Source organism: Frankia sp. ACN1ag, from assembly GCF_001414035.1.
In the GTDB taxonomy this organism is placed as follows: Bacteria; Actinomycetota; Actinomycetes; order Frankiales; family Frankiaceae; genus Frankia; species Frankia torreyi.
This window is the reverse complement of sequence record NZ_LJPA01000005.1, coordinates 44,783-70,012: the sequence shown is the minus strand read 5'-3', so window position 1 is coordinate 70,012 and position 25,230 is coordinate 44,783. Positions and strand designations below refer to the sequence as shown.

Sequence of the window (25,230 nt, the reverse complement as noted above, 5' to 3'; positions counted from 1 at the left end):
ACCCCGACGGCGGTGGTGTGCGGATGACGATCTTCGATGGAGCCCGGACGACGGCGGCCGGTGCGGTGGCGCGCACCCGGCGGGACATCATGACCGCCCTGGACCGGGTCGCGGCCGCCGGTGCCGGCGCGTGGGACGGCCGGGCGGCGCAGCAGTGGGCCGGCCGGGTTCGGCATCTCGCCGCCGAGGCGACCGCTCTGCTCGACCGCTGCCTGCTGGTCTGCGAGCAGGCCAGCTCGGGCCCGGCCGGGCCGTCGACGGCGCCCGGCGCCCCGCCACGGGCGATCGGCTGACGCCGTGCCGAGCTTCGGTGATCCCGTTCACCTCGCCGCGGGCCATTCCTCCGGGCACGGTACGGGCGGCAACCGGGTGGCCTTCGATCCCGCCCGGCTGCACACACTCGCGGCCGCGGTACGGTCCGCCGGCGAAGCCCTGCACACCGGCGCGCGGATCGTCGCCCACGCCCTGGCGCAGGTCGGCGGCCCGGCTGGCTGGGCGGCACGGCTGGCCCGGCTCGGCGACGAGCTCGACGCCGACGCCGCGATGCTGCGCCGCCGGCTCGCGCTGGCCGAGGGCGCCGACGACGCGGGGCGGTCGCTCCTGCCCTCGGCGGCCATCATCGCGCCGGCCGTGCAGCACTCCCGGTCGCTCCTGGACAACCACCCCGGCCTCGCCACCCAACCCGGTCCTGCCGCCCAACCCGTCATAGCCACGGGATCCCTCCACGGGGCCTTCATCCGTCCCGATTCCGACGCCGACGCCGACGCCGATGCCGACGATGGAGCCCGTCCCAGCGATGGGGCTGGTCCCGGGGCGGACACCGCTGCCGGTTTCGGAGCCGTCCCCGTCGCAGGCGGTGGACCGGCGACACGCGCCGCGGGTCGGACCGCGGCCCGCTCGCTGCTGTCCGGCGGCAGCCCGGCGGGAGCGGACGACGCGGCCGGCCGTCCCGCCGGGTCGGCGGGACGTCCGGCCCGCGCCAACGGTGCCGGCGCCGGGCGGCGGCTGGGATCACCGGGCGGCCACGCGCCGGGAGGCGGCGACGCACCCGCGGCCAGCCTGCGGGAGGCGGTGAGCGCGCTGCGCACGCGAGGCCGCGACCCCGACTTCGTCGCCGGCTTCTACGACGCGCTCGGGCCGGCCGGGCTCGCGCGCCTGCTCGCCGGGGTGGCGGGACGCTCCCGCGGGCCGATGGTCAACCGGCCGGCACCACCGTCCGGGGTGAACCGGCGCGACGCCGAGGAGATTCTCGGCCGAACCTTCGCCGCCTACAGCCGCGGCCGGACGCTCGACGACTCCTGGCTGGGCCGGTTCAACACCCGGGGACGTCACGACCGTGCCGAGACCGTGCTGCTGACACCGCTGCTGACGGCCGACCGCATCGACGGCGCGCTGCTCGACCGGCTGGGCCGGCTGGCCTTCGGCCCGGGGTCCGGGCCGGCGGTTCGGCGGGCGCCGGCGGACGGTCAGGTGGCGGGTGTGCTGCGCAACGCGACGGCGGACCGAGGCTACCGGGTCGCGTTGCTGGCGGCGATCGCCGGTGAACCGGGGCTGGCGGCCCGGTTCGCCACCCGGTACGTCAAGGCGGTTCTGGCTGGCGCCGCGGTCGCGGACCTGGATCTGCCGGTGGCGGTCGGTCTCGACGACGCGACCGCGCGAGCGTGGTCCGGGCTGCTCGCCGCGGCCGGCGGCCCGGCGGCCCGGCGGGCGGATCCGCGCGGCTCGGCGGACTTCGTCGCCCGCCTCGCCAGGGCCGTGCACGCCGCCGACGGCCCGGCCCTGCCGCCGCACCTGCGCGCTGCCTTCGTCCCCGCGCTGCACACCTACCTGGAGGAGATGTACGACGCGGTGACGGCGGTCGTCCCCGGGCCGGTCTCCCCGGCGACGACGGCATCCGCCGCCCGGCAGGTCCCGGTCGCGGCGTGGCGGGCGCTGCTGCGGGAAAGCCTGCGCGGCGGTGCGCTCGCCGGGATGCTCGGGCGGGACGCCGCGGCCTACGCGATCGGTGTCGACGAGCGGGTGGCGGGGCGCACGCGGGGCTGGAACGCCGGGGCCGGCGGCTACCCGTCGAGCCCGCGGGCACTGGGCTACCTGCGGGGTGCCCGGGCGCAGGCGTTCTTCACCGACGCCCTCGGCGACGCCGCCGACGCGGTGCTGCGCGAACACGCCGACGCCGGGTCCGCCCATCGCCGGCGGCAGGCGGTGATCCTCGACCTGCTCGGCACGGTGGTCACGTCGATCGACCCGACGGATCCGGTCGCCACGTTCACCCATCTCGGCGTCGGGATCACGGTGGACATGGTCGAGGCCCTCGTCCGGCAGCGCTACCGCGACGTGTCCACCACCCGGCCGGCGTGGATCCTCGCCCGGCTGCGGGAGGCCTCTCGGCTCGGCTCGGGGTGGGCCGCGGCCTACGAGGCGAGCGCCCGCCAGCTCTGGGCGCGCCGTGGCGAGGATCCGCTGCGGCCGATCACGGTGACCGACAGCGACGGGCGGCGGCGGGTGTACACCGGAGATCCGCGTGTCGACGGCTACATCACCGGTCCGACGACGGATTTCCTCGACGCCACCGGCGATCCCCGACCGAGCGCGGCGATGACGCCGGCGCAACGGGGCGCCTACCTCGCCTGGCTGGAAAGTCCGGCGCTGGTCGCCAACAACGACCGGCTGCCCGTCCTGGCCGGGGCGGCCGCGCTCGGCGAGACGCGGGTCCCGCCGGACGAGGCGCTGCGGCCGAGCGGATGACGATCCGAACTGCCCCATGCGCCCCGCCGGGTCGCTGCGGCGGGCCGGGTACCGCTAGAGGATCATTCCGGCACCGAGGGTGGTTCCGGTCGCCTCGTCGATGAGCAGCACGCTGCCCGTGTTGCGGTTGCGGCGGTACGGGTCGTAGCACAGCGGCGTGGTTGTCCGCAGCGCGATCCGGCCGATGTCGTTGAGGCCCAGCGTCTCGACGCTCTCGTCACGGTGCAGCGTGTCGATGTCGACGCGGTAGCAGACGTCGGTGACCATCGCCCGCACCGATCGGGTGGTGTGCTTGATCCCGACCCGGGCCCGGCGGCGCAGCGGCGCATCGACCATCCAGGACACCATCAGGTTGAGGTCCTGCCCGACCGTCGGCTGGTTGTTCGGCCGGGCGATCAGGTCCCCGCGGGAGACGTCGAGGTCGTCCTCCAGCCGGACGATGACCGACATCGGGGGAAACGCCTCCTCGACCGGCCCGTCGTAGGTGTCGATCCCGGCGACCCGCGAGGTCAGCCCGGACGGCAGCACGATGACGTCGTCGCCGGGCTTGAGCACGCCGCCGGCGACCTGCCCGGCGTAGCCGCGGTAGTCGTGCAGCTCCTCGCTGCGCGGCCGGACCACCCACTGCACCGGGAACCGCACGTCGATCAGGTTGCGGTCGGAGGCGATGTGCAGCTCCTCCAGGTGGTGCAGCAGCGAGCTGCCGTCGTACCAGGGCGTGCTCGGCGAACGGGACACCACGTTGTCACCGGTCAGTGCGGACACCGGGATCGTGGCGACGTCGACGATCTCCAGCTTCGCCGCGAAGCGCCGGAAATCCTCCTTGATCTGCTCGAAGACCTCCCGGTCGAAGTCGACGAGGTCCATCTTGTTCACGCAGAGCACAAGATGGGGCACCCGCAGCAGGGAGGCCAGGAACGCGTGCCGGCGGGTCTGTTCGACGATGCCCTTGCGTGCGTCCACGAGCAGCAACGCGAGGTCGGCGGTCGAGGCACCGGTGACCATGTTGCGGGTGTACTGCACGTGCCCCGGGGTGTCCGCGAGGATGAACGATCGCCGTGGGGTGGCGAAGTAGCGGTAGGCGACGTCGATGGTGATGCCCTGCTCCCGCTCGGCCCGCAGGCCGTCGGTGAGCAGCGCGAGGTCGACGTAGCCGTCGCCGCGCTCCCGGCTGGTCCGCTCGACGGCGGCGAGCTGGTCGGTGAACAGCGACTTCGTGTCGTAGAGGAGCCGGCCGATCAACGTCGACTTCCCGTCGTCGACCGACCCCGCGGTCGCGACGCGCAGCAGCTCGGCCATCAGAAGTACCCCTCCCGCTTCCGGTCCTCCATCGCCGCTTCGCTGACCCGGTCGTCGGCCCGGGTCGCACCCCGCTCGGTGATCCGCGTCGCCGCGACCTCGGCGATGACCTCGTCGACGGTCGCCGCGGTCGACTCGACCGCGCCGGTGCAGGTGATGTCACCAACCGTGCGGTAGCGGACCTGGCGGGGAACCACGGCCTCACCGGCGCGCGGCTGGGTCAGTGGGGTGACCGCGAGCAGCATGCCGTCACGCTCGAAGGTCTCGCGGCTGTGCGCATAGTAGATCGAGGGGATCTCCAGGCGCTCCTGGGCGATGTAGCGCCAGATGTCCAGCTCGGTCCAGTTCGACAGCGGGAAGACCCGGATGTGCTCGCCGGGGCGATGCCGGCCGTTGTACAGCGACCACAGCTCGGGGCGCTGGTTCTTGGGATCCCACTGGCCGAACTCGTCCCGGAAGGAGTACACCCGCTCCTTGGCGCGGGCCTTCTCCTCGTCGCGGCGGGCGCCACCGAACACCGCGTCGAACCGGTTGTCGGTGATCGAGTCGAGCAGCACCGGCGTCTGGAGCTGGTTGCGGGAGGCCCCGGGCCGGGTGTCCTCGGTGAGCTCACCGGCGTCGATCGCCGCCTGCACGGAGCCGACCACGAGGCGGGCGCCGAGCTCGGCCGCGCGGCGGTCCCGGAACTCCAGGACCTCGTCGAAGTTGTGGCCGGTGTCGATGTGCAACAGCGGGAAGGGCAGCTTCGCGGGCCAGAACGCCTTCTCGGCCACCCGCAGCATGACGATCGAGTCCTTCCCGCCGCTGAACAGCAGCGCGGGACGTTCGAACTCGGCCGCCACCTCACGGAAGATGTGGATGGCCTCGGCCTCGAGCATCTGCAGGTGGGTGAGCTCGTAACCCGTGACAGGCACGCGAAAACCCCTCGTCTCGCCGATGTATCAGTCCAAAGTAGCCGACCCGCCCTCCCACCGGCGGTTTCGTCGACGTTAACCGGCTCACCCGCGACCCAATTCCCCCATCGCGACACACGTGTCGCACGATGGGCACCCGACGGTCGCGGTCTGCGTCCGGCCACGCCGCCCGCAACGTCGGGCGGCCACCGGGCGTGGTCCTACCGCTGCGGATCTGCCGCCTGAATCGCCGCGAGCACCGCCGGGGCCAGGGTCGCCTCGCAGATGACCAGGTCGGGCAGCAACAGGTCGGGCTGGTTGTACCGCAGCGGGGTGCCGTCGAGGCGGCTGGTATGCAGACCCGCCGCCCGCGCGACCGCCACCGGGGCCGCCGAATCCCACTCGTACTGCCCGCCGGCGTGCAGGTAGATCTCCGCCTGGCCGCGGATGACCGCGGCGGCCTTCGCCCCGGCCGACCCCATCGGGACGATGCTGGCGCCCAGAGCTTCGGCGACCTCCCCGACGATACGGGGCGCCCTGGTGCGGCTGGCGACGATCCGCGGCGGGCGCGCCGCGGCGGGCCGGGCCGCGGCCGGGGGATCGCCGCCGGCCGACAGCGTCACGTTCAGCGCCGGCAGGGCGACCGCGCCGGCGATGAGCTCGCCGGCGCGCCACAACGCGACGTGCACCGCCCAGTCCGACCGGCCGGGTTCGGCGAACTCGCGGGTGCCGTCGAGCGGGTCGACGATCCAGACCCGCTCGGCGGACAGCCGGGCCGGGTCGTCGACGCCCTCCTCGGACAGCACCGCGTCCTGCGGACGGTGGCGGGTCAGCGCCCGGGTCAGCAGCTGATGGGAACGCGCGTCGCCGGCGTCGCGCAGGGTGGCGGGCTCCGCGAACCCGACCTCCTCCCGGATTCTGAGCAGCAGTTTGCCGGCATCCGTGGCCAGTCGCCGGGCCAGGACGTCGTCGTCGAGTTCGTCTGTCGCGATGTCGACGGGGACGGTGGCCGGCCGGCGGGTGTCGTCGGTGTTCATCGGGACGGAGTCTGTCACCCGTTACGGTCGCGGGTGTGAGTGCCACCTCTCATCCGGATCCCGATCCCGACCGCCTCCCGAAGCCGGGCGCCGTGGGCGCCGCCGGCCCGGCCCACGGGCCCGCCGCCGACGATCCCCTGCTGTCCCTGGTGACCTCGGACCGCGCCGCGGAGCTGACGACGGCCTCGCTNGGCTGGCCGTCGCTTACCCTGACGCCGCTGCAGCTCGCCGAGCTGGAGCTGCTGCTCGTCGGCGCCTTCGGCCCGAACCCCGGCTACCCGGCGGAGGACGAGCTGGCCGGCGTGCCGGTGCCGATCCTCGCCGTCTCGGCCGCCGACGCCGAGCCGCTGGCGGCGGGGGCCACCGTCGCCCTGCGCGACCCGGAGGGGGTGATGATCGCCGCCCTGCACCTGCGCACGCTGCTCCCGGCCCCGGCCGGGTCCACCGTGCGCCTGGTCGGCACGCTGGACGGGGTGCGCCTGCCGCACCACCCGGACCACCCCGCGCTGCGGCTGACCCCGGACCAGCTCCGCGCCGAGCTGCGCGCCCGCGGTTGGACCGGTCCGCAGGTGGGAGCCGGGGCGGCGTGGGCGGTCTGGGCCGACGGCCTGCTGCACACCGCGGACGTGGGGCGCATCCGGGCCCTGACCCGGCAGGGCAAGCGGTGCGTGGTGCTCGCCCCGGTGGGCGGCGCCGACCCGGCGGACGCCGGGCATCATCTGCGGGTCCGCTGCCTGCAGGCCGCGCTGGACGCCGTGGACGCGCCGCTGCGCCCGAGCGAGGCGACCCTGGCCTCCGAGGCGGTGGCCTCCGACGCCATCGCGGCGGGCGCCGCGGGCCGCCGGCACGAGCCGGCGCCCGACCCCTACCGCCGCCCGGGCGCCGACGACCACCGGCCGCGCCACCGCAGCCTGCTGGTCCTCGTCCCGGCCGTCCCCTCGTCGCTGCTGGCCACCCCCCGGGAGCCCGGGATGAGCGCGACGGTCCTGCCACCCGCCGGCGGCGCGCGCCATCCGCTGGCCCCCGGCCCGGCCGGCTTCGAACCGGCGGGCTTCGAACCGGCGGCCCTGTCCCCCGCCGGCCTGTCACCGGCGGGCATTCCGCTCGAGCCGGACAGCGGCGCCGCGGGCGGGGCGTCGCCGACGAACGGGGACGCCGAGGGGCTGGCCCGGCTCACCGCCCAGCGCGCGCACATGGCCAGCAGCTACGGCCTGTCCGGCAGCCTGATCGGCCCGGCCATCGGCGCGCCCGGCCGCCAGGAGCTGGCCTCACTGCTCGACGCCGGGGGGCCGATCCCCGCCGAGCTGACCCCGCCCGCGGTGGCCGCGGAACTCGCCCGGGCGATCCCCCCGCGGTCCCAGCGCGGGCTGACCATCTTCTTCACGGGGCTGTCCGGTTCCGGCAAGTCGACCCTGGCCGGGCTGCTGGTCTGCCGGCTGCTCGAGCAGGGCGGACGGCGGATCACCCTGCTCGACGGGGACGTCGTGCGTACCCACCTGTCCCAGGGCCTGGGCTTCTCCCGCGCCGACCGGGACACCAACGTGCGCCGCATCGGGTTCGTCGCCGCGCAGGTGGCCGGGGCGGGCGGCACCGCGGTCTGTGCGCCGATCGCCCCCTACGCGGAGGTTCGCACGCAGGTCCGCGAGATGGTCCACGCGGCCGGCGGCGGCTTCGTCCTGATCCACGTCTCGACGCCGCTCGAGGTCTGCGAGGCGCGCGACCNCAAGGGCCTGTATGCCAAGGCCCGGNCCGGCGTCATCCCCGCGTTCACCGGAGTGTCGGACCCGTACGAGGAACCGGCCGATGCCGACGTCACGGTGAACACCGCGCAGTTGTCGGGAGACGAGGCCGTCGACCGCATCCTCGATCATCTGCGCGTCGCCGGCTGGCTCGCCCCCGCGTAGCCGGTCAGGCCGGGTAGCCGGTCAGGCCGGGGTCAGTAGGCGCCNTCGCGACGCAGGACGGCGAAGACGGTCCGCCAGAGAATAACGAAGTCCATCGCCAGCGACCAGTTCTCCACGTAGCGCAGGTCGAGGCGGACCGACTCGTCCCACTCCAGGTCCGAGCGCCCACTGATCTGCCACAGGCCGGTCAGGCCGGGCTTCACCATCAGCCGGCGGTGCACGTCGTCCTCGTAGCGGGCGACCTCCGAGGGCAGCGGCGGGCGCGGCCCGACCAGCGACATGCTGCCGTTGAGCACGTTGATCAACTGTGGCAGCTCGTCGAGCGACCACTTGCGCAGGAACTTCCCGACCCGCGTGACCCGCGGGTCGTCGCGCATCTTGAACAGCAGGCCCTCGGCCCGCTCGTTGCGCGACTCCAGCTCGGCCTTGCGCGCCTCCGCGTCCACGTACATGGACCGGAACTTGAACATCGTGAAGTGCTCGCCGCCCCGGCCGACCCGGGTCTGCTTGAACAGCGCCGGGCCGCGGCTGGTCAGTCGGACCGCGATCCCGAGGCCGAGCAGGACCGGCAGGAACAGCAGGATCACCGTGCCCGCGACGCAGCGGTCGAACACGCCCTTCATGACCCGGCGGGTCCCGCTGAGCTCCGGCTCCTCGATGTGCAGCAGGGGCAGCCCGGCCACCGGGCGGATCGAGATCCGCGGGCCGGTCACGTCGGTCAGCGCCGAGGAGACCAGCACGTCGACGTCGCTGCCCTCGAGCGTCCACAGCACCCGGCGCAAGGTCTCGCCGTCCATCTGTGGGCAGATCGCGACGGTGGTGGCATGGGTGGCGGTGATGGCGGTGTGCAAAGTCTCCGAGGTGCCCACGATCGGCACCCCGAGCAGGTCGAACCCGCTGCGCTCCGGCCGGTCGTGGCTGTGTCGGCCCGGCGAGCGGTCGAGCACGACGCCGACCACGGACCAGCCGGAGGTCGGGTCGCGCTGGGCGAGGCGGACCAGGGTGGCGGCGGACTCGCCGGCCCCGACCACGAGGACCCGGTGCAGGCAGCGCCCGGCGCGGCGCATCCGGTGCAGGATGCCGCGCCCGATGACCCGGCCGGCCACCGACAGCAGGGTCGCCGCGGGGAACGCGATGAGGACGTAGCTGCGGGCGATCTCGGCCTTGGTCGCATACGAGATGATGGCGAGCGCGGCCGTGAACCTGGCCGCGGCGTTGACCACCCGGCGGAACTCCTCCGACCCGCCGCCGAGGAACCGGGTCTCGTAGGCCCGGTTCAGCGACATGGCGAGCACCCACGCCAGCGGCAGCAGCACCGTCATCAGGATGTACGGCTTGATCGACACCGGCTTGGTCTCGAAGTCGACGAGGTCGCCGAACCGCACGAAGAACGCCAGCCCGGCGGCGACCACGCAGGCCGCCGCGTCGAACAGGATCAGCAGCCGCACGTAGCGGCGCTCCCAGCTGACCTGCGCCCGGTAGGCCACGTTCTCGAGCGCCGCGACCGAGTGTGCGCGAGCGACGCTGTGGCGGCCACCGGTCCCGGTCCAGCCGGGCTGCCCGCCCGGGGTCGGTCCGGAGGGGCTCGACGGTCCGGCGGCCCCGGGCCGGGTCTGCGGCGGGTAGGGCGCCGCGCCGGGCCGGGATCGCGAGACGAAGTTCGACCCGGCGGAGGCGCGGGCGTCCCCCGACATCGTCTCCGTCACGCGTGCCCCTCCCCAGGAGCGTGACCCGCGGGACGACGCCGCCCAGCCGGTCCGCCACAAGGACGTGGTCCGCGGGAGCGCCACGCCGTCGCCTCTATCGCGACAATTGACCGAAATATACGGATCGCCCGAATTGTACGAGTCGTCCGTCCGGGTCGGATGGTGGCGGTCATGAAGATGCCCCGCACTGCGCCGATCGTCGACCGTTCCGTGGTCGCCACAGCGCGTCGGATCTCGGGTGTGGTTCGGGTCGACCCCATCCTGTCGCGGTTCGCGGTATGCCTCGCTTGGACGGCCGAGAGCTCAACCATCGGTGATGCATCGACCGGACCTCCAGCGATCTTCCCCCGCCACTGACTGTGGGCCACCACGGACGGCGGGCCGGCTGTTCGCGCACTGCCCGGCGTTGCGCCGGGGTGCACACCGGAACGAACCGGACCGTCGGCCACCGACACGGCCGGCACTCCTGGTCACGAGCAACGTTACCGGCTCTCCTCAGCCGATCTGCCAGGGGCCCGCGGAGCAGGTGCGGGGCGGGGCCGTGACCGCCGACCGTTGCGGCGGCGTCATCCGTCCGTTTGTGGCGACTCAAGGTAGCAGAGATGACGTCGATCGCCGGTAACCCGCCGTAGCGAAATTCCCGCGTTCAATGGTGGATACCGATATTCCGGACAGCACGCGCCGGCCGCACGCTGCGTATACAGGAAGCGGCTAGACTGCTACTGTGCGTTATGGCTCTTCGGCTTCGGCCGGAGAGCCGTCGGCTGCCCGGCCCGTACGGGCGCCGTCGGGGTGGGAACTGTGCGATCCGGCTCGCGCCTGCGCGACGCTGGAGGGCACGGAAACGGGACGGCCGGCGCCTGCCGGACGGGTGGGGGCGCCCAGGCAGGCGCCGGCTGCGAGTGTCGGCCGGCTGGCGGCGCGCGCCGCGGGCCAGGTAGGCGGCAGGGCGCGCCGCGGGCCAGGTAGGCGGCAGGGCGCGCGACCGGGCTCAGCCACGGGGCCATGCGGCGCGACCAGCCGCGTGACCGTGCGGCGGGGCCATGCCGGCGGGGCCATGCGGCGCGGCTCTGTGCCGAGCCTCCGCACCGGGGGCCGTGCGGCGCGCGACCATGCAGCGGAGCCGTGCGAGCGACACAGCGCGCCCGCTACCGGTCAGGGCAGGGCGGCGACGATGTCAGCGAGGGACTTGCGGGCGCCGCTGTAGAACGGGGTCTCCAGCCGGGTGTGCCGGCGGGTGGCGCTTCCGCGCAGATGGCGGATGCAGTCGACGATGCGGTGCAGCTCGTCGGCCTCGAACGCGAGCAGCCACTCATAGTCGCCCAGGCCGAACGCGGCGACCGTGTTGGCCCGGACGTCCTCGAACTCGCGGCCCATGATCCCGTGCTCGGCGAGCAGCCCGCGCCGCTCGTAGTCCGGCAGCAGATACCACTCCAGGGACCGGTTGAACGGATAGACGCAGATGTACCCGCGCGGGTCCTCCCGGCGGACGAACGCCGGGATGTGGTTGCGGTTGAACTCCGCGGGGCGGTGCAGCCCCACCGCCGACCACACGGGCCGCAGGTGGCCGCCCAGCGCCGTCTGGCGGAACCGCTGGTAGGTCTCCTGCAGCAGGTCGGGATCCGGGCTGGTCCACCAGACCATCAGGTCCGCGTCGGCCCGGTAGCCCGAGATCTCGTACGTTCCGCGGGTGTAGACGTCCTTCGCCAGGGCCCCCTCGAGCAGGGCGTCGGCCTCGTCGATCAGAGGGGTCCGATCGGCGGGCAGCGGGCGGTCGGCGGCGAAGACCGACCACCCGGTGTAGAGGAGCTCGGCGTTGAGCTCCTGAACGGACTTCGTGGACTCCGGCATACCCGTCTCCTCCATCACCCCGCACCGACCGGACCGGTCGGCCGGGTCGTTCCTCAGACTCCCGGACCCAGCGGACCCACCGGACCCACCGGATCGGCCGGACCCACCGGATCGGCCGGACTGCCCTGGGCCGTCCGGGCGGCGCGCAGCACCGCGGCGGCGGCGGCCTCCCCGGAGCGGATGCAGGCCGGGATGCCGACGCCGTCGTAGCCGGCGCCGGCGAGCGCGAGGCCCGCGGGCAGCGCCCGGCGCACGCTGGCGATCCGGTTCAGATGGCCAGGGAGGTACTGCGGCAGCGCGCCGCCCCACCGGCTCACCCTGGTCGCGATGGGGCGCGCCGTCAGCCCCGTGATCTGGGCGATCTCCGCTGCGGCCACGCCGGCGAGCTCGGTGTCGCCGCGCTGCAGGTCGTGCTCGGCCCCGGCGCGGCCGATGCTGGCCCGGACCACCGTGAACCGGCCGGCGCGGACGTGCGGCCATTTCGTGGTCAGGAAGGTGGCCGCCTTCACCGACGTACCCGCCCGCGCCGGCACCAGGAAGCCACTGCCCGGCGGCGGGGTGATGTCCCGGTAGACCAGTGTGACCAGACCGACCGAGGCGTAGGGGACGCCGGCGAGCGGGGCCGCCGCGTGCGGGGCCAGCGGGCTCAGCAGCGTCCGCGCTGCCCCGGCGGGCACGGCGAGGATCACCGCGTCGGCCGTCAGCGGCTCGGGCGTCTCCCCACCGCCGACCCGGTCGCAGACGATCCGCCAGCCGCCGGCGGCGCGTTCCACGGCGCGCACCAGCACGCCGGTGCGCACGGTCGCGCCGGACCGTTCGGCCAGCCGCGTCGCGAACGACCCCAGGCCGCCGCGCAGGCTGGCGAACAGCGGCGTCGTCGACGCAGAGGCGGCCGGGGCGGTGCGGGCCCGCACCCGGTGGGCGCCGAGCAGCAGCGACCGGTCCTCGGTCAGGATCGGGACGAGCTGCGGCACGGTGGCCCGCAGCGACAGCGCGTCGGCCCGCCCGGCGTACACCCCGCCGAGCAGCGGGTCGACCAGCAGGTCGACGACCTCGCGCCCGACCCGGGCGCCGACGAAGCCACCCACGGTCGGGTCGTCGGGGAAGCGGGTGCGCGGCAGGGCCAGGTCGGCGGCGGCCCGCAGCAGCCCCCAGGGGGACAGCACCCCGGAGCGGACCAGGCCGAACGCGTCGGTCGGCACGCCGAGCATGGTGTTCGGCGGGATCGGCCGCAGCCGGCCCCGGATCCACAGCGACGCCGAGGTCGTCGCCGGATGCACGATGTCGTGGCCGAGGCCGATCTGCCTGGCCAGCCGCAGCCCGTCGGGGACGCGGGCGAGGAACGACTCGGCGCCCTCCTCGACGTCCATCCCCTCGATCGGGGTCGTGCGCAGCTTGCCGCCGACGCGCTCTCCCGCCTCCAGGACGGTCACCTCGGCGTGGCCGGACAGGGCATGGGCCGCGGCAAGCCCGGCGACTCCCCCACCGACGATGACAACCCGCACGTTCCTGCCGCCCTTCACGATGAGTGGTGCCGTCCAACCAGGATTCACCATCGCGTCGCGCCCGCCCGGAGGTGGGCCGCGCCCCGGCGGCGGATCACGCTGTGGTGGTGGACCGGGCCCCGATGGTGGTGGATCGGTAACCGGCCGTCGGTCGCCGGCCGGTTCACCCGGCGTGGACGAGGTCGACGATGTGCGCGAGCACTCCCGGATCGGTCTCCGGCAGGACGCCGTGGCCGAGGTTGAACACGTGCCCCTCCGCCTTGGCACCGCGGGCGAGGACGTCGCCGACCTTGGCGGCGAGCACGGGCTCGGGCGCGAACACCGCCGCCGGGTCGAGGTTGCCCTGCACGGCCCGGCCCGGCCCGATCCGGCGCGCAGCCTCGTCGAGGGGAACCCGCCAGTCGACCCCGACGACGTCGGCGCCCGCCTGGCCCATGGCGGTGAGCAGCTCGCCGGTGTTGACACCGAAGTGGATGCGCGGCACCTCCTCGGCGAAGGCGTCCAGCACCCGCGCGCTGTGCGGCGCGACGTAGCGCCGGTAGTCGTCCTCGCTGAGCGCACCGGCCCAGGAGTCGAACAGCTGCACCGCGTCGACGCCGGCGTCGACCTGGACCCGCAGGAAGGCCGTGGTGATGGTGGCCAGCCGGTCGAGCAGGTCGTGCCAGAGCTTCGGCTCCCCGTACATCATCGCCTTGGTGCGCAGGTGGTTGCGACTCGGGCCGCCCTCGACGAGGTAGCTGGCCAGAGTGAACGGCGCGCCCGCGAACCCGATCAGCGGGGTGCCGCCGAGCTCGCCGAGCAGGCTGCGGACCGCCTGGGTGACGTAGGGGACGTCGTCCGGTTCCAGCGCGCGCAGCGCCGCGAGCCCGGCGGCGTCGCGCACCGGCTCCGCGACGACCGGCCCCACCCCGGCGACGATGTCGATGTTCAGACCGATCGCCACCAGCGGCACGACGATGTCGGAGAAGAAGATCGCCGCATCCGGCCGGAAGCGGCGCACCGGCTGCAGGGTGATCTCGGTGATCATCGCGGGGTCGCGGCACGAGTCGAGCATCGGGACGTCGGCGCGCAGAGCCCGATACTCGGGCAGGACGCGACCGGCCTGGCGCATGAACCAGACGGGGGTGGTCTCGGGCTGGTCCCGCCGGCAGGCCCGCAGGAACGGGGCGGTGGTGGCGAGGCCGGGCCGGCGAGCGGCGGCGGAACGGGCGGCGGCGGCACCGGCACGGAAGGCGGCGTCGGCGGGNGGGAGGCCGGTCGACGCGGCGGGCCGGCCGGGACGATGGAGGGTGTCGCCGTCCCGCGAGGGCGCGACCCGCGCCGAGGCGACCGCGACGCCGCTCGGCGCGGTCTGGACGCTGGCCGACCCGGACCCGGGGCCGGCGTCGATGTGGACGACAGACATGCCTCGATCGTTGCATGCCCGCCGCACCTGTGCCGGTGCGACCGGGGTCACTCCGATCGGCACGGGCGGGTGATGACCGGCGTCGGCGTGGTCACGGTCCGGGCTGATCAGGTCCTCCGGCGTCAGCTATCTTCTACTTTCAGTAGAAGAAGTTGCTGGTCCAGCCGGTGCCCGCCGGTCCGGACCAGCCCGACCGGCCGGGCCGACCGGGCCGACCGCAGGCCGCTGGGATGTGACGAAATCCGCTGTCCGCCCAGGTGAGCGGCCGGCGTGTCCGGGCGGCACACCGGTCCGGCCGGGCGGTCCGGCCGGGCTGTACGAACCTCCGACCGCCACACGAACCTCCGACCGCCACACGAACCTCCGACCGCCACACGAGCCTCCGACGGCCACCGCGAACCTCCGACGGCCACCACCGACGTCCGACAGCCACGACGATTGAGGACTTGAGATGATCGATCAGGCCCCGCACGGCGGATCCCGCGTCCTGACCGCGGCCCGCGCCGTCTCGTTCGCCGAGGCGACGTCGTTCCTCCTGCTGCTCATCGCCACGGGGATCAAGTACGGCGCCGACCATCCCCAGGGAGTGAAGATCCTCGGCCCGATCCACGGCACACTCTTCCTCGCCTACTGCGCGCTCATCGGCTACCTGGCCTTCGCCGGGCGCTGGCCCCGCCGGCGCACCGTGCTGGCCCTGATCGCCTCCGTGCTGCCGGTGGCCCCGTTCTTCGTGGAGCGGCACTGGTTGCGGGGCGACGCCGGCGCTCCGGGCCACGAGACCACGCCGGCCGGTCCGGGCACGCGGCCGGTCTCCCAGGCCGCCGCCCGCCGGAACTGACGCCCCGCTCAACGCCCCAGACTCACCTCGCGCGCACCCGCACCGCCGCGCGCACCCGCACCGCCGCGCGCACCCGCACCTCCGCGTGCACCCGCACCCCGCCGCACCTGCGCTCCGCACCCAAGCGGGGCGAGTCCCGCGACAGGGGATCTCCCACCCACACCGCATCGAGACGGGCGCACGCGACACGCCGGAGAGAATGCGCGGTCATCTGTCCGTCCCATGGCACCGTCAGTCCGGTCGGAATGAGGGCAGAGGGTGCGCGTCGTCCGCGTTCCCCCTCGGCCGGCAGTCGCGGGGGCGCAGGATCCGTGGTGCAGGCGCCCATCGCACCCGAGGGGACGCAACACGCAGCAGCCGTGCGCGGGGAGTGGTGTTCGAGTGGAACTGGTCCGGGTGGGCTCCGACGATCACATCGTTCTGACCTGCGCAGAATGCGGCGAGGAGCGGCCGTTCGAGCAGCCGCCGTGCGCCGACGGGCACGGGGCGGACTGTCCGGAGTGGGCCTGCACCGAGTGCGGTGCGGCGGTGCTCGTGGGGCCGGTCCAGCCCGGGGGGGAGGTCCCCCCGGTGGCCAGGTCGGCGGCGCACCCGCGAGCGGGCCGGGAGACCGGCGCCGGGGCGCGGGACCATCGCGGCCGCGAACGCGCCGCCGCCCGGATCCCGGCGTGAGCCTGCACAATCCCGCCGCGCGTCCCGATTACGGCGCCGCTGCGGGCCGTCCCCCCGGAAGCTACGGCGAGCCAGCCGCGACGGAGGCGGCCCCCGGGCCCCGGGAGGTTCCGGTCCTGCGGGACACGGCACACCGTTCCAGCCATCGCCTCATCGGCGCCCGTCCGCACGCAACGGGGTCGAAGCCATACGCTCCGGCGTCCACCCAGCGCGATCAAGGTCGACGCCCTAACGTTGCCGTCATGGGGGCGGCGCAGTCGTACGAGGCCAGCCCGCCGATCTTCCTCGCCAGCACCGACGCCCTGCGCGACGGAATGGCGCGGCTGCGCCCGGAGATCAGCATGCACGAGGTCGCGGCCCCGACCCGGCTCGCGCCCTACGCCTTCGCGCTCGCCGGCGGCCTGACCGGCGACGCCGCCGACCTCGCCGCCGGCCGACTGATCGTCCTGATGGATCCGGAAGGACAGCCGGCCTGGCAGGGCAGCGCCCGCATCGTCTGCTACGCCCGGGCGAGCGTCGACCCGGAGATCGCCACCGATCCCCTGCTGGCCGACGTGGCCTGGTCGTGGTTGCGAGAGTCTCTCGACGCGCACGGCGCGCAGGTCCGTGCGCTCGGCGGCGCGGTGACGACGACCTCGTCGCGGCGATTCGGTCTGCTGCGGGCGGAAGGGGACAGCTTCGATGTCGAACTGCGCTGCTCCTGGTCGCCCGACTGGGCCGAGACCGCGCTCGGTGCCGACATGGGCGCCGCGAGCCCGACCGGCCCGGAGCCGACGCGACCCGCCTGGAGTCCCGACGGGGCGGCGGCCCACGTGCTGGCCTTCGGTGACCTCCTGGCCGCCATGGCCGGCCTACCACCGGCACTGTCCGGCGTCGTGTCGCTGCCCCAGCGCCGGAGCTGAATCCGCCGGCCGCGGCCCCGCCGTGGGACCACATCCAGGGGATTTGCGGTACCCCGTTCGGATCGGGAGCCGGCCACCTTACCCGGCGATGGTGTCACGATGCGTATAATCAGCGTGATTCGCTGAACAGCGCGGCTGCCTCCGCGAGGATTCAGACGTACGATCGCCGATCGTGACGTCGACGGTTCCTGAACCAACACAGCAGGTCAGCGGGGGTGTAAGCGCAAAGGTGGAGGGAGAGCCCAGCACCAGCGCCCGTGAGCCCATCCCGCTGCTCGCTCCTGTGGACGGCGTCCCACCCGTCATCGTCGACGCCGCAGCGCTCACCGCCGCAGCCGAACGGCTCGCGGCCGGGACGGGCCCGGTCGCCTTCGATGCCGAGCGGGCGTCCGGGTACCGCTACAGCCAGCGCGCCTACCTGGTCCAGATCCGCCGCCGGGGGGCCGGTTCACTGCTGATCGACCCGGTCCCGCTGGGTGACCTCACCGTCATCCAGGAGGCGGTGGGCGACGCCGAATGGGTGTTGCACGCCGCCAGCCAGGATCTGCCCTGTCTGGCCGAGCTCGGGCTGCGGCCGGCCCTGCTGTTCGACACCGAGCTCGCCGGCCGGCTGCTGGGCTACGAGCGAGTCGGCCTCGGCATGATGGTCGAGCGGGTGCTCGGATACGGCTTGGAGAAGGGCCACTCGGCGGCGGACTGGTCGACCCGGCCGCTACCCGAGCCCTGGCTGCGCTACGCGGCGCTCGACGTCGAGCTGCTGGTCGAGCTGCGCGACGCGCTCGAGGCCGAACTCATCGAGCAGAACAAGATCGAGTTCGCCCGGCAGGAGTTCGCCGCGATCGTCGCGGCGCCGCCCCGGGAACCCCGCGCCGAACCGTGGCGGCGGACCAGCGGCATCCACCGGGCGCGGTCCCGCCGCCAGCTCGCGGCGGTGCGGGCCATGTGGACCGCCCGGGACCGGATGGCCCGGACCCGCGACGTCGCCCCCGGCCGGGTCCTGCCCGACAGCGCCATCATGGACGCGGTCCTCAACGCCCCCGCCGACACCGCGGCGCTGATCCGCCTGCCCATCTTCTCGGGTCCACGGATCCGGCGGACCGCGAGTACCTGGTTGGATGCGCTGCGCAGCGCCGCGGCGCTGCCCGACGACGAACTGCCGGCGCCGGCCGGCCCCAGCGGCGACGGCCTGCCCCCGCCGAACCGGTGGGCCGAGCGCGATCCGGTGGCCGCCGCCCGGCTGGCCCGGGTGCGGGCGAAGCTGTCCGCTCTCGCCGCCACGCACACCATGCCGGTGGAGAACCTGCTGGAACCCGCGCTGTCCCGACGGATCGCCTGGTCCCCGCCCGATCCGCTGACCGAGTCGGCGGTGGAGGAGACGCTGCGCGCCAGCGGCGCCCGCGCCTGGCAGCGGGAGCTGACCCGGGCGGCCCTGAGCTCCGCGCTCGTCGACCCGGAACCCGACCCCGCCGACGACGCCGACGACGCCACCCCGCCCGCGCCCGAGCGCGCCGGCGGACGGCGGGCGGGCCGCGGCGGCGGGGCCGGCGGGGCCGGCGGGGCGGATCGCACCCGCTCCCGCGGTGGGCGCGCCGGCGCCGGCCGGTCGGTGCGCGGGGCGGCCGGGCGGGCCACCGCCGGTTCTCCGGTCGGCGCGACGTCGTCGGACGGCGGTGGCGCCTCCTCGGTCGGCGCGGCTCCGGCCGGCGGCGGCTCCACCGACCCGGCCGCGTCGGGCGGCAGCGCGGCAAAGCCGTCCGCAGCGTCGGGCCCGGCCTCCGGCCCGACGAGTGGGGCCCCGACCGCCCCCGCCCACGACCGGTAACCAGCTCAGCGCGACACCAAGGGCAGACGGGACGAGTGTCCTACCGGCCGGTAACCGCTGCCGTAGGCTAGCCGGTGCCGGCGATGTCCGCGCCGGTGCTGACCGCCCGCGCGGTCCCGTCGGGTCGGCGCGGGCAGTCGGTGTCCCACGGCGAGGTGCCGGCGGCCGCGAGCCGCCGGTGGGGAGGCCACCGTGTTCGGTTCAGCCCGCGGTTCGGTCCGCGACGTGGTCTTCGTCGACGGCGTGCGCACGCCGTTCGGCAAGGCCAAGGGCGTGTACGCCGAGACCCGGGCCGACGACCTGATCGTCCGGGTGATCCGGGAGCTGCTGCGCCGCAACCCGTCCCTGCCGCCCGAGCGCATCGACGAGGTGGCGGTCGCGGCCACCACCCAGATCGGCGACCAGGGCCTGACGATCGGCCGGATCGCGGGCGTGCTGGCGGGACTGCCGGAATCGGTGCCCGGCTACGCCGTCGACCGGATGTGCGCCGGAGCCGTGACCGCGGTGACCACGACGGCGTCGTCGATCGCCGTGGGCGCCTACGACGTCGCCGTCGCCGGCGGGGTGGAGCACATGGGCCGCCATCCGATGGGCGAGGGCGCCGACCTCAACCCGCGGTTCGTCGCCGAGCGGCTGGTCGACCCGTCCGCGCTGGTCATGGGTTCGACGGCGGAGAACGTGCACGACCGGTTCCCGGCGATCACCCGGGAGCGGGCGGACGCCTACGCCCTGGCCTCCCAGGAGAAGGTCGCCAAGGCCTACGCGAACGGCCAGATCCAGCCCGACCTGGTCCCGATGGCCGNCCGCCACGCCGACAGCGGCTGGGAGCTGGTCACCGCCGACGAGCCGCCGCGCCCGACGACGACCCTCGACGGGCTGGCGGGACTGCGCACCCCGTTCCGGCCGCACGGCCGGGTCACGGCGGGCAACTCCGCCGGGATCAACGACGGCGCCACCGGGTGCCTGCTCGCGGCCGCGGAGGTGGCCGCCGAGCTGGGCCTGCCGGCGCGGATGACGCTGGTTGGCTACGGGTTCGCCGGGGTCGCGCCGCAGGTGATGGGCATCGGCCCCATCCCGTCGACGGAGAAGGCGCTCGCCCGTACCGGCCTGACGATCGACGACATCGGGTTGTTCGAGCTGAACGAGGCGTTCGCCGTGCAGGTCCTGGCCTTCCTCGACCATTTCGGCATCGCCGACGACGATCCCCGGGTCAACCAGTACGGCGGGGCGATCGCGCTGGGCCATCCGCTGGCCTCCAGCGGGGTGCGGCTGATGACCCAGCTCGCCCGGCAGTTCGCCGAACATCCCGAGGTGCGCTACGGCATGACGGCGATGTGCGTGGGCCTCGGCATGGGGNCCACCACGATCTGGGAGAACCCCCACCACAGCGCCGCGACCACGGCGACGAGCTGACCGGGCCCCGCGCGAGAACCCAGTCCCAGGAGAGGGCGGCATGACGATCGACGAGGTGACCCTGGACTACCCGGACGAGGTCGTCACGGCCGCGCACGTCCGGTACGTGACGCTGCCCGGGGTGGCCGGCCCGGTCGCCCTCGTCACCCTCGACAACGGCCACGATCACACCCGGCCGAGCACCTTCGGCCCGGCCGGGCTGCGCCGGCTGCTCGCCGCCGTCGACGAGATCGAGGCGCACGACCCCCCGGTCGCCGCGATCGCCGTGACCGGCAAGCCGTTCATCTTCAGCGTCGGGGCGGACCTGGGCTTCCGGTCGTCGATCACCGAGGCGGACCGGCTGCGCCCGTCGCTGGACGCGCTCGGCCGGCTCGGGCACGACGCCTTCGCCCGGCTCGGCTCCGGTCGCCTCGGCGGGCGCAACCTCGAGTCCGGGCGCAAGGTACCCACCTTCGCGCTGGTCAACGGGGCGGCGCTGGGCGGCGGCCTGGAGCTGGCGCTGCACTGCGACTACCGGGCGCTGTCCACCGGGATTCCCGCGCTCGCCTTCCCGGAGGTGTTCCTCGGCCTGGTGCCGGCCTGGGGCGGCACCCAGTTGCTGCCGAACCTGATCGGCGCCGACCGGGCGGTGTCCGTCATCGTCGACAACGCGCTCAGCCAGAACCGCACCCTGCGTGGGTCCACCGCGTTCGAGCTGGGCATCGGGGACGTGCTGCTGGCGCCGGCCGACTTCCTGGAGGAGGCGCTGGCCTGGGTGGGCCGGGTGCTGCGCGGGGAGATCGACCCGGTTGCCGAGCGTCGCCCGGTGCAGCGGGGCGACGCCTGGGCCGAGGCCGTCGCCCGCGGCCGGGCGCTCGCCGACGCCAGGCTGCACGGCGCCGCGCCGGCCGCCTACCGGGCCCTCGATCTGATCGCGCTCGCCGAGACCGCCGATCGCGACAGTGGCTTCGCCGCCGAGACGCAGGCGCTGGCCGATCTGTCGGTCAGCGGCGAACTCGCCGCCGGGCTGTATGCCTTCGACCTGGTCCAGAAGCGGGCGAAGCGGCCGGCCGGCGGCCCGGATCCGGCGCTGGCCCGCCCGGTCACCAAGGTCGGGGTCGTCGGTGCCGGGCTGATGGCCGCCCAGCTCGCGCTCGTGTTCGCGCACCGGCTGGAGGTGCCGGTGGTGCTCACCGACATCGACGCCGACCGCCTCGACGCCGGGGTCGCGAACGTCCACCGGGAGATCGACAACCTGCTGCTGCGCCACCGGATCTCCCCCGACCAGGCCAACCGCTACAAGGCGAACGTGACCGGCTCGCGCACCGTGGACGCCTTCGCCGATGCCGACCTGGTCATCGAGGCGGTCTTCGAGGACCTGGCGGTCAAGCAGGCGGTGTTCGCCGAGCTGGAGGCCGTCGTGGCGCCCACCACGGTGCTGCTGACGAACACCTCGGCGCTGTCGGTCACCGAGATGGCGGCGCGGCTGGAGCATCCCGAACGGGTCGCCGGCCTGCACTTCTTCAACCCGGTGTCCGTGCTGCCGCTCGTCGAGGTGGTCCGCGCCGCCCGCACCGACGACGCGACGGTCGCCACGACCCTGGCGGTCGCCCGGACCCTGAAGAAGGACGCCGTGCTCGTCGCGGACGCGCCGGCGTTCGTCGTGAACCGGCTGCTTACCCGCTTCCTCGGCGAGGTGCTCGGCGCCGCGGAGCAGGGCACGCCGATCGAACAGGTCGACCACGCCCTGGATCCCCTGGGGCTGCCGATGTCGCCGCTCGTCCTGCTGTCGCTGGTCGGCCCGGCGGTGGCGCTGCACGTCGCGCAGAACCTGCACGCCACCTTCCCGGACCGGTTCCGGGCGCCGACGAGCCTCGCCCGGCTGGTCGAGGCGGGCCGGGGCTCGGTCTACACCACCGGCCCGGACGGCGCCCAGATCGTCGACCCCGAGGCCGCCGCGGCGCTGCGTTCGGCCACAGGGGCGCCGCGTTCGGCCACGGGGGCGCAGCCGCCCACGGCCGCCGAGGTGCGCGAGGCCGCCCTGCGGGCGCTCGCCGAGGAGATCCACCTCATGCTCGCGGAGAAGGTCGTCGCCGAGGCCGCCGACATCGACCTGTGCATGATCCTCGGCGCCGGCTGGCCGTTCCACCTCGGCGGGATCACCCCCTACCTGGACCGCACCGGCATCAGCGAGGCCGTCACCGGCGAACGCTTCGCCCCACCCGGCATCGCCACCCCGCCCCGCTGACTCCAGCGGCTACCGCGCCGAGGTCAGCGCCGTTCGCATCCGGCTGATCCATTCCCCGATGTCAGCGCCGAGCCCGGTACTGCGGGCGAAGGCGCCCCGGTGGCGCTCCCACGCCGCCGGGAGCTTCTCGCATACCTCGGACGCGACTGCGCGCAGATCCGCCCCGGTCACCCCGAAACGGCGATCGAGCCGCGCTTCGAGCCGCGCGAAAGAGGAGAGTCGGACAGAGTCGAACCGCTTGCTGCCCCCAAGTTTGAGACCGAGATCGTCGAGGTGCCCGCCCTGCCTGCCATACACGACGGTCGAGACCAGATCGTAGGCCGGTGAGAGAGTCGGTCGGCGTTCGTCGAGGTAGATCAGCGACCAGTTTTTCAGGTGCGCGTCCCCGTTACCGATCAGCACGTTCAAGGCCAGCCGGCGACCAAATTCTTGCAGTGCCAGCAGATCGCGGCCGCGGTAGGCCAGCGCCGCCACCGTCTCGAACGTCCCCTCGTACTTCGCGTCCGGATACTTGTCTCGGACCTGGGCGAAGTCCTCAATGTGAATCGCTGTCCGATTCCCTTCGCCGCGCCGGTCGAAACGACGGACCGCGTACGCCCATTCCTCGGAGTTCAGCCACATCCGGGACGGCAGGCCTTGAAGCTCGTCCCGGTGGACGAGCCGGACCTCGGGTACGTCGAGCCCCACCTCGGCCGCGAGCGACATCATCACGAACTCGTTCAGCGGGACCTCGCCGAACCGCTGATCAGGAAACTTGACCAACCAGTCACCGTGCTCACCCAGGGCGGGAGCGGTAAGACGATCACCAGCGGCCAGCATCGAGAACTTCAGCGCAACCCCAGCCAGCGAGAATCGCCACGGCGACGCTGTGGCCTCGGAAGAGGCTCCGATCGATCTGTCCAGGCGCTCAGCAGGCCACTCCAAGGCCTCCGCGGCGACCTCCATCGGGAGAACCTGGACGGCGCCGGGGAGATCATGCCCGACCTGGGCGAGCAGTTCCATCTCCCGGTCGAGCGCGACATCCCGGTCCGCCGCGATCCACTCGCGTAGCGGCCCCTCAGGCAGCAGGTTCGAGAACCACCGTGGTAGGCGCAGTGCAGCCGAATACCGACCGCGAAGATCCTCCTCGAATCGCAGACCGAGGACGGGACGGGACTCGTCGTTCAGATACTCCTCGGTGAAGGTGAACATCGTGTGGTCCCCGCGCTGCCGCAGAACCCCGACGTGCCGTCCGTGCAGCAGTACCGCATAGTGATGCTCAGGCGGAGTCACCGCACTACTCGCCCGACTCAGTCAACTCGTCCATATCGAAAGAGTCAAGCGGCGCGGTGTCCTCAAACTTCCACTCCGTCATTCGATTAAGAAATACATCAAGATTATTCTCTATGATTTCCTGCCGAGCGCGCAGAAAATCGTCGCGCTGGCCAAGGTCGAGAAGGGAGACGACGTTTGCGTCAAGACAGTAGGAAGTGAGCACGTCAGCCCAGTCCTGACCGTTCAGGTAAACGGATGGACGGGTCACCGCCTCTAGGAAGCTTTCGAGGGACTCCGTCGGGCTCGGAATGAAGAGCCGGGCCGCAGCCCATAGCTGCTGGACGTTCCGGGCTCCGCGCGGGAAAAGACGGTGCACCGCGAGCGCCGCCGTCGACTGTTCGACGAGCAGCTCCGAAAGATCGTTTTTTTGTACCGTTTACCAGTAAAAGCGGAGATCTGGGCTGTAGCCACCACCAGGAGCATAGAATGATCTTCCCGACCGCCTCGTTCGTGCGGAATCGCACGGCGCTCGGAATCTCCCTCACCGATCGATCCATCGACTTGACAAGTTCCTGCACCGACGTTTCTTCATGACCCGGCCGGACCAGAGCACAGAGAATGCGGCTCACCTGGGTGAAGCTGCCCTTGAACACCGTTGGACCACCCACAGCCGCACGCCAGTAGAAACGGCGGAGCAGGATCCGATTCCGTTCGGTAGGTTCGGGAAAGTGCGCAAAGAATCGAACAAGTACGACGAGCAGGGCCTTGTATGTCAGCAGGGAGAGATGCGGCACACCGGCGTCCCGCTGCAGAAATGCGACAGCTCGCACAAGCGCCGCCTCGCTCTCGGCATAAGCCGATTCCTGCGACTCGCCGGGGAAATCCGATGTAACCCGCCGGTCACCATCAGCAAACTCGCCACGTATATCACGCATAGGATCAGGGCCACGCCTGGCGCGTATCGAGTGCAGTACCGTGTTTGCATCAATTAGGCCGAACCCGGTCTGCGCGTCAACGCGCTCAGCGATCCGCGACAGCGAGAGGCGTTGGGCCGAGCCCTCTTCTGGACCGGCAAACAGAGCGGAGAATATCTCGGCCCGACTCAACCTTTTGCCGAAGTTGTTCATTCGGTCAAAGATGTCGGTAAGGACTTCCTCGTCGTCCTGGCGGACCAGGTAGGCTGGGATCTTGTACTGGCGAAGCATCGTTGCAATACGTTGCGCCACAGGAAAATACTCTCGGGCACCCCGACCCGAATCAGAGAACCAGCCAATCAGCTCTACGAGATCAAACAAAATCGGTAGGGGTATGTAATAATCGTCCATCACCCTGGGGCGATCAACAAATTTCTGAGCCTTGAGGTCGTAGTGCACAGAGAACGGGCTGTGCCTGTTCCCCTCGGGATGCAGCGCGTTGGCAATACTCGTGATGCGCTGCTGACCATCGACGACCCAGAAGGTGTTTTCACCTTCTGGGGCTGCAATCCGCAACTCCCCCAGCGTGACAGACTCGACACCAGAATGCCGAACCCAAAGCAGCAAGCTGCCGATTGGATATCCCTTGATGATGCTGTCGAAAAGCCGGACGACATCCTGGCTTCCCCAGCGGAAGTCACGCTGGAAATGAGGGACCCGGACCCGACCCTGCCAGGCCTGGGCGACGAGATCCTCCAACTCGTACGTCGTAGCACTGGGTTGGGTGCCGAGTCCGTNGGTCGACATGGCAACCATCCTTCACGTTACGAGCGAACGGCCGCC

At 73.0% G+C, this 25,230-nt stretch carries 18 protein-coding genes and 4 pseudogenes; 11 read left to right on the top strand and 11 right to left on the bottom strand.

Translation table 11 applies throughout. The annotated features are described in order from the left end of the window. Positions 1-23 precede the first annotated feature (23 nt). Positions 24-293 (top strand): hypothetical protein, encoded by a 270-nt coding sequence (locus UK82_RS32430; protein ID WP_055406548.1) that lies wholly within the window; start codon positions 24-26, stop codon positions 291-293. Between the two features lie 4 nt (positions 294-297). Then, the gene (locus UK82_RS05650) at positions 298-2,745 is read left to right on the top strand and encodes a hypothetical protein (RefSeq protein ID WP_055406547.1); all 2,448 of its coding nucleotides are present in this window, start codon (positions 298-300) and stop codon (positions 2,743-2,745) included. Between the two features lie 54 nt (positions 2,746-2,799). Here UK82_RS05650 and UK82_RS05645 read toward each other — a convergent pair whose 3' ends face one another. From UK82_RS05645 to UK82_RS05635, 3 genes are all read right to left on the bottom strand, one after another. Continuing rightward, complete coding sequence (locus tag UK82_RS05645) at positions 2,800-4,044, bottom strand: sulfate adenylyltransferase subunit 1 (RefSeq protein ID WP_055406546.1); 1,245 nt, start codon at positions 4,042-4,044, stop codon at positions 2,800-2,802. Further along, a complete protein-coding gene (gene cysD / locus UK82_RS05640; protein WP_011603273.1) occupies positions 4,044-4,958 on the bottom strand; it encodes a sulfate adenylyltransferase subunit CysD in 915 nt (304 codons plus the stop codon). Before cysD ends, UK82_RS05645 begins: the two co-directional genes overlap by 1 nt. 200 nt (positions 4,959-5,158) lie before the next feature. Beyond that, on the bottom strand, positions 5,159-5,974 hold the full coding sequence (locus UK82_RS05635; protein ID WP_044883542.1) for a 3'(2'),5'-bisphosphate nucleotidase CysQ: 816 nt from the start codon (positions 5,972-5,974) through the stop codon (positions 5,159-5,161). Between the two features lie 191 nt (positions 5,975-6,165). On the opposite strand from UK82_RS05635, the pseudogene UK82_RS05630 reads away from it, so the two are divergent. Together UK82_RS05630 and UK82_RS35990 are read left to right on the top strand one after the other, a co-directional pair. Continuing rightward, positions 6,166-7,696, top strand: a pseudogene (locus UK82_RS05630) (adenylyl-sulfate kinase); the annotation flags it as partial. A gap of 27 nt (positions 7,697-7,723) precedes the next feature. Continuing rightward, positions 7,724-7,878: pseudogene (locus UK82_RS35990) on the top strand (adenylyl-sulfate kinase); the annotation flags it as partial. 45 nt (positions 7,879-7,923) lie between these two features. Here UK82_RS35990 and UK82_RS05625 read toward each other — a convergent pair. From UK82_RS05625 to hemE, 4 genes are all read right to left on the bottom strand, one after another. Further along, positions 7,924-9,572 (bottom strand): sugar transferase (locus UK82_RS05625; RefSeq protein ID WP_236705579.1); only part of this gene is annotated, 1,649 nt, incomplete at its 3' end. Between the two features lie 1,167 nt (positions 9,573-10,739). After that, on the bottom strand, positions 10,740-11,435 hold the full coding sequence (gene hemQ, locus UK82_RS05615) for a hydrogen peroxide-dependent heme synthase (protein WP_044883666.1): 696 nt from the start codon (positions 11,433-11,435) through the stop codon (positions 10,740-10,742). A gap of 53 nt (positions 11,436-11,488) precedes the next feature. Further along, on the bottom strand, positions 11,489-12,940 hold the full coding sequence (hemG, locus tag UK82_RS05610; protein WP_044883665.1) for a protoporphyrinogen oxidase: 1,452 nt from the start codon (positions 12,938-12,940) through the stop codon (positions 11,489-11,491). A 163-nt stretch (positions 12,941-13,103) separates the two neighbouring features. Next, positions 13,104-14,099, bottom strand: coding sequence for a uroporphyrinogen decarboxylase (gene hemE, locus UK82_RS05605; protein WP_396230467.1), 996 nt, complete (start codon positions 14,097-14,099; stop codon positions 13,104-13,106). Between the two features lie 697 nt (positions 14,100-14,796). Between hemE and UK82_RS05600 the strand changes: the two genes are divergently transcribed. Further along, the gene (locus tag UK82_RS05600) at positions 14,797-15,183 is read left to right on the top strand and encodes a DUF3817 domain-containing protein (protein WP_044883539.1); all 387 of its coding nucleotides are present in this window, start codon (positions 14,797-14,799) and stop codon (positions 15,181-15,183) included. A gap of 22 nt (positions 15,184-15,205) precedes the next feature. On the opposite strand, the gene UK82_RS41345 is transcribed toward UK82_RS05600, so the two are convergent. After that, positions 15,206-15,340, bottom strand: coding sequence for a hypothetical protein (locus UK82_RS41345; protein ID WP_255354248.1), 135 nt, complete (start codon positions 15,338-15,340; stop codon positions 15,206-15,208). A 224-nt stretch (positions 15,341-15,564) separates the two neighbouring features. Between UK82_RS41345 and UK82_RS35985 the strand changes: the two genes are divergently transcribed. The 6 genes and pseudogenes from UK82_RS35985 to UK82_RS05575 all read left to right on the top strand — a co-directional run bounded on the left by UK82_RS35985 (position 15,565) and on the right by UK82_RS05575 (position 22,219). Next, complete coding sequence (locus tag UK82_RS35985) at positions 15,565-15,855, top strand: hypothetical protein (protein WP_044883538.1); 291 nt, start codon at positions 15,565-15,567, stop codon at positions 15,853-15,855. A 242-nt stretch (positions 15,856-16,097) separates the two neighbouring features. Further along, complete coding sequence (locus UK82_RS05590; RefSeq protein WP_044883537.1) at positions 16,098-16,757, top strand: DUF3000 domain-containing protein; 660 nt, start codon at positions 16,098-16,100, stop codon at positions 16,755-16,757. A 229-nt stretch (positions 16,758-16,986) separates the two neighbouring features. Further along, the gene (locus UK82_RS05585) at positions 16,987-18,579 is read left to right on the top strand and encodes a ribonuclease D (RefSeq protein ID WP_055406543.1); all 1,593 of its coding nucleotides are present in this window, start codon (positions 16,987-16,989) and stop codon (positions 18,577-18,579) included. 192 nt (positions 18,580-18,771) lie between these two features. Next, a pseudogene (locus tag UK82_RS35980) lies at positions 18,772-19,381 on the top strand (acetyl-CoA C-acyltransferase); the annotation flags it as partial. Between the two features lies 1 nt (position 19,382). Then, positions 19,383-19,935 (top strand): annotated as a pseudogene (locus UK82_RS35975) (acetyl-CoA C-acyltransferase); the annotation flags it as partial. A gap of 97 nt (positions 19,936-20,032) precedes the next feature. Further along, the gene (locus UK82_RS05575) at positions 20,033-22,219 is read left to right on the top strand and encodes a 3-hydroxyacyl-CoA dehydrogenase NAD-binding domain-containing protein (protein WP_044883534.1); all 2,187 of its coding nucleotides are present in this window, start codon (positions 20,033-20,035) and stop codon (positions 22,217-22,219) included. A gap of 9 nt (positions 22,220-22,228) precedes the next feature. Here the strand turns inward: UK82_RS05575 and UK82_RS05570 are convergent, their stop codons facing one another. The 3 genes from UK82_RS05570 to UK82_RS05565 are packed head-to-tail and all read right to left on the bottom strand — an operon-like array spanning position 22,229 to position 25,146. Next, a complete protein-coding gene (locus UK82_RS05570) occupies positions 22,229-23,491 on the bottom strand; it encodes a type II toxin-antitoxin system HipA family toxin (protein ID WP_055406541.1) in 1,263 nt (420 codons plus the stop codon). Positions 23,492-23,495: 4 nt separating this feature from the next. Continuing rightward, complete coding sequence (locus tag UK82_RS32420) at positions 23,496-23,696, bottom strand: hypothetical protein (protein ID WP_152989806.1); 201 nt, start codon at positions 23,694-23,696, stop codon at positions 23,496-23,498. A 1-nt stretch (position 23,697) separates the two neighbouring features. Beyond that, positions 23,698-25,146 (bottom strand): DUF262 domain-containing protein, encoded by a 1,449-nt coding sequence (locus UK82_RS05565; protein ID WP_236705578.1) that lies wholly within the window; start codon positions 25,144-25,146, stop codon positions 23,698-23,700. Positions 25,147-25,230: the final 84 nt, after the last annotated feature.

Bases quoted from the DNA above. Each gene is read 5' to 3' on its own strand.
- UK82_RS32430 (WP_055406548.1), top strand. From the start codon at position 24: ATGACGATCTTCGATGGAGCCCGGACGACGGCGGCCGGTGCGGTGGCG.
- UK82_RS05645 (WP_055406546.1), bottom strand. From the start codon at position 4,044: ATGGCCGAGCTGCTGCGCGTCGCGACCGCGGGGTCGGTCGACGACGGG.
- UK82_RS05635 (WP_044883542.1), bottom strand. From the start codon at position 5,974: ATGAACACCGACGACACCCGCCGGCCGGCCACCGTCCCCGTCGACATC.
- hemQ (WP_044883666.1), bottom strand. From the start codon at position 11,435: ATGCCGGAGTCCACGAAGTCCGTTCAGGAGCTCAACGCCGAGCTCCTC.
- UK82_RS05600 (WP_044883539.1), top strand. From the start codon at position 14,797: ATGATCGATCAGGCCCCGCACGGCGGATCCCGCGTCCTGACCGCGGCC.
- UK82_RS05590 (WP_044883537.1), top strand. From the start codon at position 16,098: ATGGGGGCGGCGCAGTCGTACGAGGCCAGCCCGCCGATCTTCCTCGCC.
- UK82_RS05575 (WP_044883534.1), top strand. From the start codon at position 20,033: ATGACGATCGACGAGGTGACCCTGGACTACCCGGACGAGGTCGTCACG.